12 protein-coding genes are annotated in these 13953 nt (G+C 45.0%); 2 read left to right on the plus strand and 10 right to left on the minus strand.

Annotated elements, in window-relative coordinates; genetic code table 11:
• Positions 1 to 27: 27 nt before the first annotated feature.
• From D0T51_RS02200 to D0T51_RS02210, 3 genes are all read right to left on the minus strand, one after another.
• Positions 28 to 1785 carry a V-type ATP synthase subunit A gene (locus tag D0T51_RS02200; RefSeq protein ID WP_163724467.1) on the minus strand — a complete coding sequence of 586 codons (1758 nt, stop codon included), beginning with the start codon at positions 1783 to 1785 and terminating at the stop codon, positions 28 to 30.
• A 120-nt stretch (positions 1786 to 1905) separates the two neighbouring features.
• Positions 1906 to 2778, minus strand: a complete 873-nt coding sequence (locus D0T51_RS02205) for a DUF2764 family protein (RefSeq protein WP_163724469.1) — start codon at positions 2776 to 2778, stop codon at positions 1906 to 1908.
• Between the two features lie 2 nt (positions 2779 to 2780).
• Positions 2781 to 3371 carry a hypothetical protein gene (locus tag D0T51_RS02210; protein WP_163724472.1) on the minus strand — a complete coding sequence of 197 codons (591 nt, stop codon included), beginning with the start codon at positions 3369 to 3371 and terminating at the stop codon, positions 2781 to 2783.
• Positions 3372 to 3951: 580 nt separating this feature from the next.
• Here D0T51_RS02210 and D0T51_RS02215 point away from each other — a divergent pair.
• Positions 3952 to 5136 carry a Xaa-Pro peptidase family protein gene (locus tag D0T51_RS02215; protein ID WP_163724475.1) on the plus strand — a complete coding sequence of 395 codons (1185 nt, stop codon included), beginning with the start codon at positions 3952 to 3954 and terminating at the stop codon, positions 5134 to 5136.
• 107 nt (positions 5137 to 5243) lie between these two features.
• On the plus strand, positions 5244 to 6944 hold the full coding sequence (locus tag D0T51_RS02220) for an alkaline phosphatase (protein ID WP_163724478.1): 1701 nt from the start codon (positions 5244 to 5246) through the stop codon (positions 6942 to 6944).
• 126 nt (positions 6945 to 7070) lie between these two features.
• Here the strand turns inward: D0T51_RS02220 and D0T51_RS02225 are convergent, their stop codons facing one another.
• From D0T51_RS02225 to D0T51_RS02255, 7 genes are all read right to left on the minus strand, one after another.
• A complete protein-coding gene (locus D0T51_RS02225; protein WP_163724481.1) occupies positions 7071 to 7448 on the minus strand; it encodes a RidA family protein in 378 nt (125 codons plus the stop codon).
• Positions 7449 to 7543: 95 nt separating this feature from the next.
• A complete protein-coding gene (gene rlmB, locus D0T51_RS02230) occupies positions 7544 to 8290 on the minus strand; it encodes a 23S rRNA (guanosine(2251)-2'-O)-methyltransferase RlmB (protein ID WP_163724485.1) in 747 nt (248 codons plus the stop codon).
• Positions 8291 to 8295: 5 nt separating this feature from the next.
• Positions 8296 to 8883: a hypothetical protein gene (locus D0T51_RS02235; RefSeq protein WP_163724488.1), complete on the minus strand. Its 588-nt coding sequence runs from the start codon at positions 8881 to 8883 to the stop codon at positions 8296 to 8298.
• Positions 8884 to 8977: 94 nt separating this feature from the next.
• Positions 8978 to 10633, minus strand: coding sequence for a DNA repair protein RecN (recN, locus tag D0T51_RS02240; protein WP_163724490.1), 1656 nt, complete (start codon positions 10631 to 10633; stop codon positions 8978 to 8980).
• A gap of 7 nt (positions 10634 to 10640) precedes the next feature.
• The gene (locus D0T51_RS02245) at positions 10641 to 11489 is read right to left on the minus strand and encodes a DUF4835 family protein (RefSeq protein WP_373456998.1); all 849 of its coding nucleotides are present in this window, start codon (positions 11487 to 11489) and stop codon (positions 10641 to 10643) included.
• A 53-nt stretch (positions 11490 to 11542) separates the two neighbouring features.
• A complete protein-coding gene (coaBC, locus tag D0T51_RS02250; RefSeq protein WP_163724496.1) occupies positions 11543 to 12745 on the minus strand; it encodes a bifunctional phosphopantothenoylcysteine decarboxylase/phosphopantothenate--cysteine ligase CoaBC in 1203 nt (400 codons plus the stop codon).
• Positions 12746 to 12799: 54 nt separating this feature from the next.
• On the minus strand, positions 12800 to 13951 hold the full coding sequence (locus D0T51_RS02255; RefSeq protein WP_163724499.1) for an iron-containing alcohol dehydrogenase: 1152 nt from the start codon (positions 13949 to 13951) through the stop codon (positions 12800 to 12802).
• Positions 13952 to 13953 lie beyond the last annotated feature (2 nt).

Consider the following 13953-nt stretch of genomic DNA (forward strand, 5'->3'; position numbering starts at 1 on the left):
GTATGATCTTTTTCTCATTGTCAATTGTCAATTGTCAATTGTCAACTGAATAAGTTCATTGAGCTCCTCATTGAACTTATTAAATTTGTCACTCTTGAACTCTGAGTAGTTCATCTGTTTGAGGATGTTGATCATCTTCTTGAAGTAATCGGATACTTCATTGAAGTTATCAAAATGGAAGTCCGTATTACAGATTCCCACCACTTTATCCAGCATATATTCCTGCCGTTCGAGCGGAGTCACCGAGTCGACATCATCGAACGCATCCTGTTGCAGGATCACAAAGTCGATCAGTTCGGATTTCCAGAACACTTCATGATAATCCACAGGCACACCGTCGTCACCCAGGATATTGATCTGCTCGGCAATCTCTTTACCACGCAACAAGCGGGTCTTGATCTCATTCACCTTACCGATCCACTCCGCAGAGATATGTCCGGCAATGTATTCCTGGAATTCAGGATATTCAAGGTATTTAGAGTAGCTATCGATAGGGTTCACCGCAGGATAACGCTTCTTATCGGCACGATCCTGTTCCAAGGCATAGAAACAACGAGCTACTTTCTTTGTATTTTCAGTTACCGGCTCTTTCAGGTTACCACCCGCGGGCGATACGGTACCGATAAAGGTGACCGAACCTGATTTTCCGTTATTCAACTCTACATATCCGGCACGCGCATAGAAGTTGGCCACGATTGCCGACAAGTCCATCGGGAACGCATCCGGTCCGGGAAGTTCTTCCAGACGGTTCGACATCTCACGCAAGGCCTGCGCCCAACGGGAAGTAGAGTCGGCCATCAACAACACCTTCAATCCCATGCTACGGTAATACTCGGCAATGGTCATCGCCGTATATACGGAAGCTTCACGGGCAGCCACCGGCATGTTCGAGGTATTGGCAATAATAATGGTACGTTCCATCAGTTTGCGCCCCGTATGCGGGTCGGTCAGGTGAGGGAACTCGGCAAAGATTTCTACGACCTCGTTCGCACGTTCACCACAAGCAGCGATAATCACGATATCGGCCTCAGCTTGTTTAGAGATCGCATGCTGCAACACCGTTTTACCCGTTCCGAACGGTCCGGGGATAAATCCGGTACCACCTTCCACGATCGGATTCAATGTATCCATCGTACGCACGCCGGTCTCCAACAGTTTGTAGGGACGGGGTTTCTCTTTGTAACAGGTAACCGCTTTCTTTACCGGCCAGCGTTGAATCATATTCACTTTGATATCTTCGCCCTGCTCGTTGGTCAAGACGGCAATATCATCGACAATGGTATATTCGCCTTCGGCAACCACACTTTTCACCGTATACGTTCCCGTGAAAACAAAAGGAACCATAATCTTATGAGGTTGGAAGTTTTCATCCACCTCACCCAGCCAGTCACCGGCAGCAACCTTATCGCCAGGTTGAGCGATGGGTTTGAACACCCATTTCTTCTCATTATCCAAAGCATAGGTATAATCCCCGCGTTGCAGGAAAACACCCTCCATCTTATCCAGGTCATTCTGCAAACCGTCGTAGTTACGCGAGAGCATACCCGGTCCCAAGGTCACTTCAAGCATATGCCCTTTGAACTCAGCCTCATCGCCTACCCGCATGCCGCGCGTACTTTCAAAGACCTGAACGAAAGCATTCTTGCCGATCACTTTGATCACCTCCGACATCAGCTTGACGCCATCGACGGAGATGTAACAAATTTCATTCTGAGAAACCGGTCCATCCACCTCAACGGTTACCAGGTTGGATACGATCCCTTTTACTATTCCTTTCGTAGCCATTATTAAATTAGGAGTTAGAGGAATCAATGGAGTCAGAGGAGTTAAGTATTTGTTGATTTGAAAAGATTGTGTTGACATTCTTAACTACTTAACTCCTTTAACTTCTTTGACTCCTTATTATTATTTTGTATTATTCTTTTTAAATTCTTCCAACGCACTATCACTTCCTTTTTTCATGCCACCGATCAGTTCACGGAATGTCTTTTCACCGGCTATTTTATCCAGCGTGGTCCAGCGTTCGATCATCTCGAGTTTGAGCATATAGGCAAATACGCTTTCGACATCAAAGGTTTTAAAGAAAGTCTGCTCTTCCAGCCAGTTCCATTTGAGCTGATCGAGTTTCTTCTCACGCATCAACAGATCGGTCTCTTCCGTGATCCGTTGCAAGTCGCCCAAATAATCCACCGAATCGCCCAATCCGAAATCACGGGAGTTCGACGTACGCAGGGTCTGTGCGATCTCGTTATTTCCGACTATATAAAGTGATTTATCCAAATCGTATTTACGGGCTGTAATAGCTGTCAGTACATTGTTGATATTCAGATTCAGTTCATACCATTCGGCAATAAAGCGGTTACTGTTCTTCATGGCATAGGCATAATAGAGTCCGGCCAACCGGTCTTCCCAGGATATATTTTTTGCAGCTTCTGTCTCTTTGTTTTCCTCCGCCAGATAATCTTGCAAAAAAGTAATCATATAGGTCGGCAACACATGCTTCGGTAGCGGTTCTTCGTCGCGCAAAGCGGTGATCACCTCTTTGTAGTCGAAGTCTGTCAACTCCCCCCGCGCCTCTCTGCCTCTTTCCGGATGCAGAAGAAGGTTCAATAGATTCTGATTATCCTGTTTCAGAAAAAACAGATCGAACATCTTCTTATCTTTCGGCGTCAGCGTAATTCCCAGTTCCGCACGAAACTCATCGACGGAAAAAGGGATCTTACTATCATCCAGAGAGAGGTTAGGAAGTCCTGCTATTAAGTAATAATATTTACTCATGATCAGAACAGCATTTCAATAAGCTGGGGGCGGAGGAATTCTTTAAAGAAAGTAACAAATTCTTCTTCTCCGAAAGTAACCTTATAGCTACCATCAGCCGGTACAACGGTGAAAGAGGTATCTTTCCCATTTACCTTTTCTATTTTTATCCCTTTATCGAGCAATTCTTTGGCGTTCGCTTCAAAATAGGTGGTCAATGCTTCGGCATCAGCGGTCTGTACGGTCAATGCACCGGTCTTCGCCCATTCGCGGGCCATCTCAAGGATTACCTTCTGCATAAATTCCTTGTCGGTCGTTGCCGCTTTCACACGCGAAGAAGTAACCTCACCGGTTATCAGATTCGTCACTTCGCTCTTCAATGCACCCACAGCCTGGCTGGCAAACAGTTTCAACTCGGCTTCTGTGTTTTTCTTTAATTCGGCCGCTTTTTTCTCTGCATCTGCGATGATTTTCTGAGCTTCACTTTGGGCGTCGGTAAGAATCGATTCTTTCTGTGAAAGGGCATCATCGATGATGCGTTTCGCTTCTTCACTCCCTTTTTCCACTCCTTCGCGGTAAATCTTATCAGTCAGTTCCTGAATCTTAGTATCCATCTCGAATATATAATTTAAAATTGTTTTAGCTTTATCTATGGCATTTCTTCTACAAAAGACAAATAATGCCTACAAAGTTAAATGTTTTGATGAATTGACATCTATCGATATTTACTTTTTATTCGTCTCAAACACAGGTTTTATCTCCCCTACCAAAACTTTAAAACACAAGTAGATAATAAGTATCTCACTCTCTGTCAGCACCACCGATTATAACAAGAAAAAAAAGATATTATATAACATAAAAAAACCGTCGTTTTTCAGGGGGAAATAAAAGTGTCGATAATCGTCGACACTTGTGCTGATATATGTCGACACAATTGCTGACATATATCGGCAAAATTGCTGACGTATATCGGCAAAATTGCCGACATACGTCAGCAATTTTATTTAACAGCCAATCGCCCCCTCTTAAGAAGCAATTCCGTCACACAGAATCAGGGAAATAAACAATGAATCTATCCGGCAGGCTATATAAACAAAAAAGAGAGGACGACAAATAAGAATTCTTAACCTTATAGTCTTAAGCAAATTCTCTACCTTTGAACGCCTATATACATAATATTTAGTTGAAAGAAAGATGATAGAAAAAGAGTTAGAAAAAGACCTGCCATTGAAATGGGCAAGGTTACAAGAAGTCATGTCGGAGAGTGGTGCGGACGGATGCCTGTTGAGTATCGATGTGAATTTATATTATATGACCGGAAGGGTCTACAATGGTTATTTTTATCTTCCGGCAGAAGGAGCGCCCTGGTTTTTCGTTGTACGCCCTAACGGCCTGACGGGAGAAAGGGTACGTTATATCCGCAAACCGGAACAGATGCCGGAACTGTTTGCCGAACTGCATATTCCGATGCCGCAACACCTTTTGTTGGAGGCCGATGAATTGACCTATAATAATTATATACGCCTGCAAGCGGTGTTTGAACCGCGGCAAACGGGCAACGCCACTCAGGTGATCCGGAAACTGCGGAGCGTGAAAACACCCTGGGAAGTGGCACAGTTCCGCGTCTCCGCCCGTCAGCATGCCTTAACCTATTCGGAGGTAAAAGATTGTTTCCGACCGGGAATGACGGATCTCGCGTTTCAATCGGAAATAGAAAACCGGATGCGCCGGAACGGATCGATGGGATTGTTCCGGGCTTTTGGCGCCAATATGGATATTTTTATGGGTAGCATCCTGGCCGGTGAGAATGCGGAGAATCCCTCTCCTTTCGACTTCGCATTGGGAGGCGGTGGAGTGAATCCCTCGTTGCCTATCGGGGCAAACGGTACCCTGTTGAAAGAAGGGACGGCTATTATGGTGGATATGGCGGGAAACTATACGCCTTATATCACGGATATGACCCGGGTATTCTCCGTCGGCCGGTTAACCGAAGAGGCGTATCGGGCGCATCAGGTGGCCCTGCAGATCCAGGAGGAGGTGATAGAGATTGCCCGTCCGGGAACTTCGTGCGCCGAGTTGTATAACCGCTCGTTCGCGATCGCGGAGCAAGAAGGATTGAAAGATCATTTTATGGGTACCCGGCAGCAAGCCAAATTCGTCGGACATGGGATCGGTATACAGATCAATGAGTTGCCGGTATTGACCCCTCGTTCGAAGGAGGTATTGGAACCGAATATGGTTTTCGCGTTGGAGCCTAAATTTGTGATTCCGGGTGTCGGAGCCGTAGGAATTGAGAATAGTTTCCTGGTAACCGATACCGGCGTAGAGAAACTGACGGTGTTTGAGGAAGAAATTATTAGTTTAGTAGTTAGTGATTAGTGTTTAGTGATTAGTGGATATTGTAAATAATCACACCACTAAACACTAATCACTAAACACTAATCACTAAAAAAATATTATTATAAAACTAAATAAAAAACAGTATCATGAAAAGAACAACTCTTTTATTTCTGTTGTTGGCGATCTTTATGCTGCCGGCACAGGCATCCCGGCCGGAAGATGTCAAACCGGTAAAAAATATTATCGTAATGATCCCCGACGGCACCTCTTTACCCGTTGTCTCCATCTCGCGTTGGTTACAATGGTATACCCAGCCGGACAAGCCGTCGTTGCATATCGACCCTTATCTCTGTGGTACGGTATCGACCTTCTCCTCCAATGCACCGATCGGCGACTCGGCACCTACGACTTCTTGTTATATGACGGGGGTACCCAGCCGGACGGGATATGTTTCTACCTATCCACTGCCCGACGGAGAGAACGATATATTCCCCATGGATTCTGCCCGGGCGTACCAACCGCTGGTGACTGTCTTGGAAGCAATGAAAATGACGCAGAATAAAGCAACAGGGCTGGTGTTCACTTGTGAGTTTCCACATGCAACCCCGGCCGACTGCTCGGCACATAGTTACAAACGGGGTAATTATCATTGGATCGCCCCTCAGATGGTACATAACGACCTGGATGTGGTTATTGGCGGAGGTAACTCCCTCTTGAACGAAGAGATGGAAAACTACCTCACCCATAACGGCTATAATGTATATAGAAACGACCTCTCAGGCATGCGCGCCGATACAGGAGATAAGATGTGGGCACTCTATGGCAATCGCGAAATGGCCTATGATCTCGATCGCAACCCTGACGAACAACCCTCTATCGAAGAGATGACCCGCAAAGCGATCGACAAACTATCGCGCAATGCAAACGGTTTCTTCCTGATGGTGGAAGGCAGTAAGGTCGACTGGGCCGCGCATGCGAACGACCCGGTAGGGATGTGTACCGACTTCCTGGCCTTCGACAGAGCCTGTGGGGCCGCTTTGGAATTTGCCCGGAAAGAGGGAGAAACCCTGGTTATTATTGTACCCGATCATGGAAACAGCGGATTCAGTTTAGGAAAATACGCTTGTCCGGGTTACGACAAACTGACCAAAGACCAACTCTTCCATCAGTTTGCTCAATACAAACTGACTGCCGAAGGATTTGCCAAAAAGGTCAACAGCGAACCTTTCTCTGAGGTACAAAACATTTTCCGCACCTATGCCGGTTTTGAACTATCCCAAGAGGAATTGGAAATACTTACCCATATCAAGGATTATAAAAACAGCCCGATACCCGTAGAAGAACGCTCCTCCAAAGGATTGCAAGCCTCTTTGTACAGCGGATCACTCACTTCGTTCATGTCCAAACTGCTTACGTCGAAAACCTGTTTCGGATTTACCACCGGAGGGCATACGGGAGAAGAAGTATTCCTGGCAGCCTATCACCCGCAAGGCTGTCTTCCCCTGGGCAGACAGACCAATGTCGGCTTGAACCAATACTTGTGCCAAGCAGCCGGATTAAACGTTTCCCTGGATGAGCTTAGTCAAAAGGTTTTCGCCCGTCATACAGATGTCTTCAAAGACTACATCTGTGAAATGATTCCGGCTAAAGAAGAAAAAGGCTCTCCCACCCTGGTAGTGAAAAACAAAAAGAACCGAAAAAAACAACTGACGATCAACCCTTTTACCAATATTGTAAAAGCCGGGCGCAAAGGACAGGAAGAAATCCGGCTGAACTCTGTCATTGTGTATGTAGATGCCAATGACACATTCTATTTACCGGAAAGTCTGGCGGACTATCTCAAATAATCCGAAGCAAACAACATAAAAAAGACCGGAAAGAAAACATTTTCTTTCCGGTCTTTTTTGTTCTATAACGAAGAAAGTTCTATCCGAACTTATATCTCATTCCAGACGAAAGGGTAAAGAGAAAGATTACTTCGCTGCAATAACTTCTATTTCGACCAATCCGTTTTTAGGCAATGTCTTTACGGCAACCGCTGAACGGGCAGGAAAAGCGCCTTCGAATTGAGTGGCATATATTTCATTTACAGCAGCAAAATCTCCCATGTCGGCAAGGAAAACCGTTGTTTTCACCACATCATTGATAGTGTATCCGGCAGCAGCCAAGATAGCATGTATATTCTTAAAGGCTTGCACCGTCTGCTCTTTTACTCCCCCTTCTACAAAAGAGCCGGTTACAGGATCCATACCGAGTTGACCGGATGCAAATAACATATTATCTACCTGGACAGCCTGACTATACGGACCGATAGCGGCCGGTGCATTGGGTGTTGAAATTACTTTTTTCATTGTTTTATTCTTTAGATTTATTTTTTTACGAAAAGAGTCAAAGAAGTGAAGAAAGAGATATACTCCCCTAACTCCTTGACTCCTTTAACTCCTTTCTATACAGATTCATTCATTCGTTGACGAACCACTTCATAGACCATGACAGATGCAGCTACCGACACATTCAACGAGCCGATGGTTCCAAACTGCGGGATCTTCACCAAACCATCGCATATACGCAGGTTCTCGGAAGAGACACCGGTATCTTCAGCTCCCATCACAATAGCAACGGGACCTTCGTATGCAACCTGGGTGTACACATCTACGGCCTTTTCCGTAGCGGCAAAAACTTTCACACCACTTTGCTGGAGAAAACGAATGGCTTGATTGATGTTTTTTTCTTTACAAACGGGCAAAACATGCAAAGCACCGGCTGATGTTTTTATGGCATCGGCATTCACCGTCACGCTTCCTTTTGCCGGAATAACAACAGCATCCACCCCTGCACACTCACAGGTACGGGCGATGGCTCCGAAATTACGGACATCGGTCACCCCATCCAACAAGACGATAAAAGGGTTTTTACCTGCCTCGTATACAAAAGGAATTATATCTTCTAGTTTCTGGTAAGTGACAGAAGAAATAAAAGCGATTACCCCCTGGTGATTCTTACGGGTCAAACGATCCAATCGTTCGGCTGGCACACGCTGAACAGGGATATCCCGTTCTTTCAATACGGCAAATAATTCCCGGGATAATTCGCTTTGGAGTTCCCGCTTTACCAGAATTTTATCAATTTCTTTATCTGCCTGAATAGCTTCTATTACAGCACGTATGCCAAAAATCATTTCGTTCTCTCTCATATTATTTATTTTCTTTTATTCTGACCCGAGTTGTTTTTGTGTCTATTATTGTTATTCTTTCTTTCATTTTCTTTCTCTATCTGATAAGGAGCTTTCTTCTTTTGTGCAGGACGCCTCTCGTATCTCTCCTTTTTTACCGGCTTCTTCCAATGATATGTCCAGTAACGGTCTTCATAACGACGCCAGGCAGATGAGTGACGGCGACCGGCATAGGCTGGATTCTCATACCATCCCCGATAATCATGTATGCGTTGGGGACGTTCCTGGGAAAGATATACATACTTATCGAATTGACTGGGCGAAAATAAACGTTGTATCTTCCGGTCGCGATCCATACGAAGATCGTAAATCTTTCGGGCGGCTTTGTCCCAGTGTTTGTAATCCCGACGGGTTTCTTTTTCGATCCGTTGTCCATATTTATGAACGATCTTCTGATATTCGGCAGCTTGCTTTTTAGACAAACGAAGAGACTGTATCATGGAGAGACATTGACGACAATGAGGTTCATGCCAACCAAACTCAACCCAAAACTGGCTATAACCGGGCAAACTACAAAGAAGAATCAACAGGGATAGTAGAGTGAATCGTTTCATGGCTTTTTGTTTTTTAAAGTGAATAAATTACCTTTATTTATTACTATATCAGACAGTACAGAAAAGAAATAGTTTAATTCCTGCCTCTGCCTACTCATCCCAACATCTCCCTGGCATTGGCAAGAGACGCCTCGGTAAGAGATGCACCACTCAGCATGCGCGCTATTTCACGCACCCGGTCTTCTCCGGCAAGCGCACGTATACCGGTAACAGTTTTTTGCGGCGTATCTTCCTTATAAACAAAATAATGCGAATTTCCTTTAGAGGCAATCTGCGGAAGATGAGTAATCGTTATCACCTGCATATTCCGGCTAAGCGTCTCCATTATTTCTCCCATCTTATCGGCAATATCTCCGGAAACACCGGTATCTACTTCATCAAAAATAATCGCCGGCAAGGCTGTAAATCCGGCAATCATTGCTTTGAGACAAAGCATCAAGCGAGAGATTTCTCCTCCCGACGCTGTCTGAGAGACAGGCTGCAAGGTCCCGGTTTTGTGGGCTGAGAACAAAAAACAGACATCATCCATTCCATCTGCCCCAGGCTCCTCCCGGGCAACAATCTCCACTTCAAAACGGGCATGCGGCATACCCAACGGAAGAATCAGGTCAACCAATTGCCGAGAGATAATACGGGATACCTGCTGCCGTTGCTTCCGCAATAAAGCGGCTTGCTGCAACAACTTTTTGTATGTCGCCTCTATTTCCTGCTTCAACTCCTCTAGCTGTTTATCATAGGAGTTAATCTCATGCAGTTGCTGTATATACTTTTCCTGTAAAACGACAAGCTCTTCTACGGTGGTAACACGGTGCTTCTGTTGCAAGCCATACAATAGATTCAACCGCTCCTTTACCCAATCCAGGCGTTCGGGATTGTATTCAACATCTTCTTTACGCCTTTCTGTCTCCGAAGCCAGGTCATTTAAATCAATATATGCCGTGCGCAGTCGCTCGACGATCTCTTGGGCAGGAGGATAAAATGCTTCCAACGAATCAGCGGTAGAGAGTGCTTCTTTTATCAGACGGACACTGCCTTGTGTCTCTCCTTGCAAGAATTCCGTAATCTTAAAAAGGGATGTTTTTATTTCTTCGGCATGTGTCAATAGCTCCTGTTCCTGTTCCAACTCCTCCTGTTCCCCTTCTTTTAAATGGGCTTCCTGAAGTTGCTCCAACTGAAACCGGGCATAATCTTCTTCCTGATGCGCCTCGGTAGCCTTTTCCGTCAGGAAAATCATTTCTTTCCGCAAAGACTGATACCGGGTATATTCCGTATGATAAGAAGTTAACAGGGCATCGTTTTGCGCCATTACATCTACCACCTTCAACTGAAAGCGGCTGTCTCCCAATAATAAGTTCTGATGCTGTGAATGAATATCAATAAGCAGACCTCCCAGTTCTTTCATCACTGCCAAAGAGACGGGAGAATCATTGATAAAAGCCCTGGATTTTCCCGAAACATATAATTCCCTCCGAAAGAGGCAATTCTGCGGATCATACTCCAGGTCATTTTCCTGAAAAAAGGTTTCCAGTTGATAAGCAGCTATATTAAAAACGGCCTCTATCACACATTTATCTGCACCTTCACGGATACTCTTGCCATCAGCACGCTGCCCCAAAACAAGGGATAAGGCACCCAGGATAATAGATTTCCCGGCCCCCGTTTCACCGGTAATGACCGACAATCCCTTATCAAAGGGTATATCCAGATTATCTATTAAAACGTAGTTTCGTATAAATAAAGATGTGAGCATATATCCTTTATTTGTTTAACGCCTCCAAACGCTTTGTCTCCGTCGGGAACAGGGCGGAAAGCATTTTTAGACCTTCCTGTTTTTCCTGGGTGGTAGCCTTCGAATAAATGGCTACGACTTCATCCAACTTGGTTTCAGCAAACATCTGTAACAGAAGAGAGGAGGGACGGGCACTTTTTATTTGTTGCAAAGCGGAAAGAGAAGATATCAGAGTCGCTCTTCCCCGGTCCGGATTAGCCACCATTTCATCCAAGCCTTTGCGGTGATACGTATACCACATCTCATGAAAAAGGTCCGATGTATTATCCGTCAATGCCGTAATAAGCGCATGCCGGTTCTGATTGTTATCAAAGGCTTTCCACCCTGACCAACCTACCTGGGACTGCGCCAGGCTAACGATCTGCTGAGCTTGCTGAAGGAATGTATTGCCTCCCTTGGGAGAAAAACTATCAAAGTCTAAACCCAAGATCGTATAAAGATAAAAGACGATCGTAGCCGTCAGGTTGCTGTTTAACATATTGCCGGAGAACTCTAGTGGTTCAAACTCCGTATACTCAAAATCAAATTGACGGTCCCGGAAATTGAACAAGGTCGTTGTATAACTGGCATTGTATACCGGACGACGCACCTGTACCTGTATCTCACTCTTGAAATTAGTATCTGTCAACTCATTCACAACAATTGTCATCGTACAATCGATCCGCTCATTGATATTAAATGTCGCATCTGTCCAAACCTTATTATTGATGAATTCCATTAAGGCATTTTGCAAAGTGGTAAAAATCGCCTTGTCCGTCACCGCGACCTTATCACTGTTTACCGTCACTTTGGCATTAAACTCCTGGGCATGCAACATATTCGCAGAAAGAATACAGACAAAAGCCAGATATACGATTCTCTTTATTGTTTTCATTGGAATAACAGTACTAATTTGTTTACAATATCCTGAGCCACTTCTTGTTTATTTTTTAAAGGATAAATAGTGACTTCTCCCCGGTTATCAATGATTGTCACTTTATTGGTATCATGTCGAAAACCGGCTCCTGCATCTTCCAGAGAATTAAGGACGATGAAGTCGAGATTTTTCTTTTCCAATTTGTTTCGGGCATGTGTAAGACCGTCACTCGTCTCTAATGCAAAACCGGCAAGAATCTGATTCTCCCGTTTGATATTGCCCAAAGCAGCGGCTATATCTTTATTCGGAACTAAGTCAAGACTCATCTCTCCTTTCACTTCCCGTTTGATCTTTTCCTCCTCTATTTGTTGCGGTCGGTAGTCGGCTACGGCAGCACATAAGAAAGCGGCATCTGCAGCAGGAAAAACCGAAGTAGTTGCCTGATACATTTCTTCCGCTGATTCAACGTCGATCCGTTTAATACGTGGATGTGAAGTGGAAAGTGATACCGGCCCGGCAATCAAGGTGACCTCTGCTCCTCTTTGAGCACAGACTTCCGCCAGGGCAAATCCCATCTTTCCGGAGGAGTAATTGCCTATAAAACGAACCGGATCTATCTTTTCATAGGTCGGCCCGGCTGTTATAACTATTTTTTTTTTTGAGAGATCCTGGCAAGAGGAAAAGAATGATTCCAGATACTCTATAATCTGATCCGGTTCTTCCATACGCCCTTTTCCGACCAGATGACTGGCCAGTTCGCCTTCAGCCGGTTCTATGATATGATTCCCGAAAGAACGGAGACGATCCAGATTCTGTTGAGTGGTTGTATGTGCAAACATATCCAAATCCATTGCCGGGGCAACAAATACCGGTGCCTTACAAGAAAGATAAGTGGTAACCAACATATTATCAGCAATACCATGAGCCATCTTCCCGATTGTAGCCGCTGTAGCCGGAGCGATCAGCATGGCATCAGCCCATAAGCCCAAATCGACATGGCTGTGCCAGGAACCATCCCGGTTGGAAAAGAATTCACTGATAACCGGATGACTACTGAGAGTCGATAGCGTCAACGGAGTGATAAACTCTTTTCCCGAAGGAGTAATCACCACCTGTACTTCCGCTCCTTTTTTTACTAATCCGCGGATGATATAAGCCGCTTTATAAGCTGCGATACTACCGGTTATTCCGACTATGATTTTTTTTCCTTTCAACATTTCAGTAATCAAATGAATAATATTCTTATATATAACGGAAAGTAAGGGGCTCTATTATAAACGCAAAGACAGAATTTCACGAGCAACCTGCCAATCGATATGGGCATGTTCACTCAAATGCCAATTCTTTTGCTTTACCTGTTCAACCAGCTTATCTAAATCGGATACTTTAATACCATAGTCAGACAAACGAGTGGGCAATCCCATTTCTTGAAAGAAAGCTTCACAGGCTCCCAGCGTATCTTCTACTCTTTGATCTACCGTTCCTTCGGTAATACCAAAAACAACTGCTCCCAAACGAAGTATCTTTTCCTGCTTTTCCTTTTGCATATAACGCATCACACCGGGCAGTATAACCGCCAATGTCTGGGCATGGTCTAATCCGAATTGTGCAGTCAGCGCATAACCCATGCGATGAGAAGTCCAATCCTGGGGCACTCCTTGTCCGATCCAGCCATTCAATGCATTAGCTGCAGCCCACATCAGGTTGGCACGTACTGCATAATTATCCGGCTCTTTCAACACCTTCCTCCCCTCTTCTACGATTACCTGCATCAGGCTTTCGGCAAAACGATCCTGCACCTTGGCATCAACCGGATAGGTCAAATATTGTTCGATCACATGGATAAAGGAGTCGACTACCCCATTGGCCACCTGACGGGCAGGCAATGAATAAGTCACTTCCGGATCCAACACGGCAAATTGAGGGAATACTTTCGGGCTGGCAAAGTTTAACTTCTCTCCCAGAGATACCCGAGTGATAACGGCACGCTCATTCATTTCCGAACCGGTGGCCGCCAACGTAATCACCGCCCCTATAGGCAGAACCTGTTGAATAGGCGCTCCTTGGCACAATATATCCCACGGATCTCCTTCAAAAGGAACGGCAGCGGCAATGAATTTAGCAGCATCCACAACAGAACCGCCGCCAACTGCCAGGATAAAGTTTATCTTTTCTTCCCGCACAAGAGTGACAGCCTCCATACAGGTCTCATAATGAGGATTCGCTTCTATGCCCGAAAATTCCGAGACGGTATATCCATCCAACGCATTGGTTACCTGATCATATACGCCGTTTTTCTTTATACTTCCTCCTCCATACAGGAGCAATACACGACTTCCTTGAGGAATTAAAGCCGATAAACGGGCAATCATTCCTTTTCCAAAGACTATCTTTACAGGATTACAAAACTCAAAGTTATTCATGA

Origin of the sequence: Parabacteroides sp. 52 (genome assembly GCF_010500925.1) — a bacterium.
Lineage (GTDB): Bacteria > Bacteroidota > Bacteroidia > Bacteroidales > Tannerellaceae > QVMG01.

What these genes read in the sequence shown, in the direction of transcription:
- recN (WP_163724490.1), bottom strand. Translation starts at nt 10,633, where the DNA reads ATGCTCACATCTTTATTTATACGAAACTACGTTTTAATAGATAATCTG.
- D0T51_RS02220 (WP_163724478.1), top strand. Translation starts at nt 5,244, where the DNA reads ATGAAAAGAACAACTCTTTTATTTCTGTTGTTGGCGATCTTTATGCTG.
- coaBC (WP_163724496.1), bottom strand. Translation starts at nt 12,745, where the DNA reads ATGTTGAAAGGAAAAAAAATCATAGTCGGAATAACCGGTAGTATCGCA.
- rlmB (WP_163724485.1), bottom strand. Translation starts at nt 8,290, where the DNA reads ATGAGAGAGAACGAAATGATTTTTGGCATACGTGCTGTAATAGAAGCT.
- D0T51_RS02200 (WP_163724467.1), bottom strand. Translation starts at nt 1,785, where the DNA reads ATGGCTACGAAAGGAATAGTAAAAGGGATCGTATCCAACCTGGTAACC.
- D0T51_RS02225 (WP_163724481.1), bottom strand. Translation starts at nt 7,448, where the DNA reads ATGAAAAAAGTAATTTCAACACCCAATGCACCGGCCGCTATCGGTCCG.
- D0T51_RS02255 (WP_163724499.1), bottom strand. Translation starts at nt 13,951, where the DNA reads ATGAATAACTTTGAGTTTTGTAATCCTGTAAAGATAGTCTTTGGAAAA.
- D0T51_RS02245 (WP_373456998.1), bottom strand. Translation starts at nt 11,489, where the DNA reads ATGTTGCATGCCCAGGAGTTTAATGCCAAAGTGACGGTAAACAGTGAT.
- D0T51_RS02210 (WP_163724472.1), bottom strand. Translation starts at nt 3,371, where the DNA reads ATGGATACTAAGATTCAGGAACTGACTGATAAGATTTACCGCGAAGGA.
- D0T51_RS02205 (WP_163724469.1), bottom strand. Translation starts at nt 2,778, where the DNA reads ATGAGTAAATATTATTACTTAATAGCAGGACTTCCTAACCTCTCTCTG.
- D0T51_RS02215 (WP_163724475.1), top strand. Translation starts at nt 3,952, where the DNA reads ATGATAGAAAAAGAGTTAGAAAAAGACCTGCCATTGAAATGGGCAAGG.
- D0T51_RS02235 (WP_163724488.1), bottom strand. Translation starts at nt 8,883, where the DNA reads ATGAAACGATTCACTCTACTATCCCTGTTGATTCTTCTTTGTAGTTTG.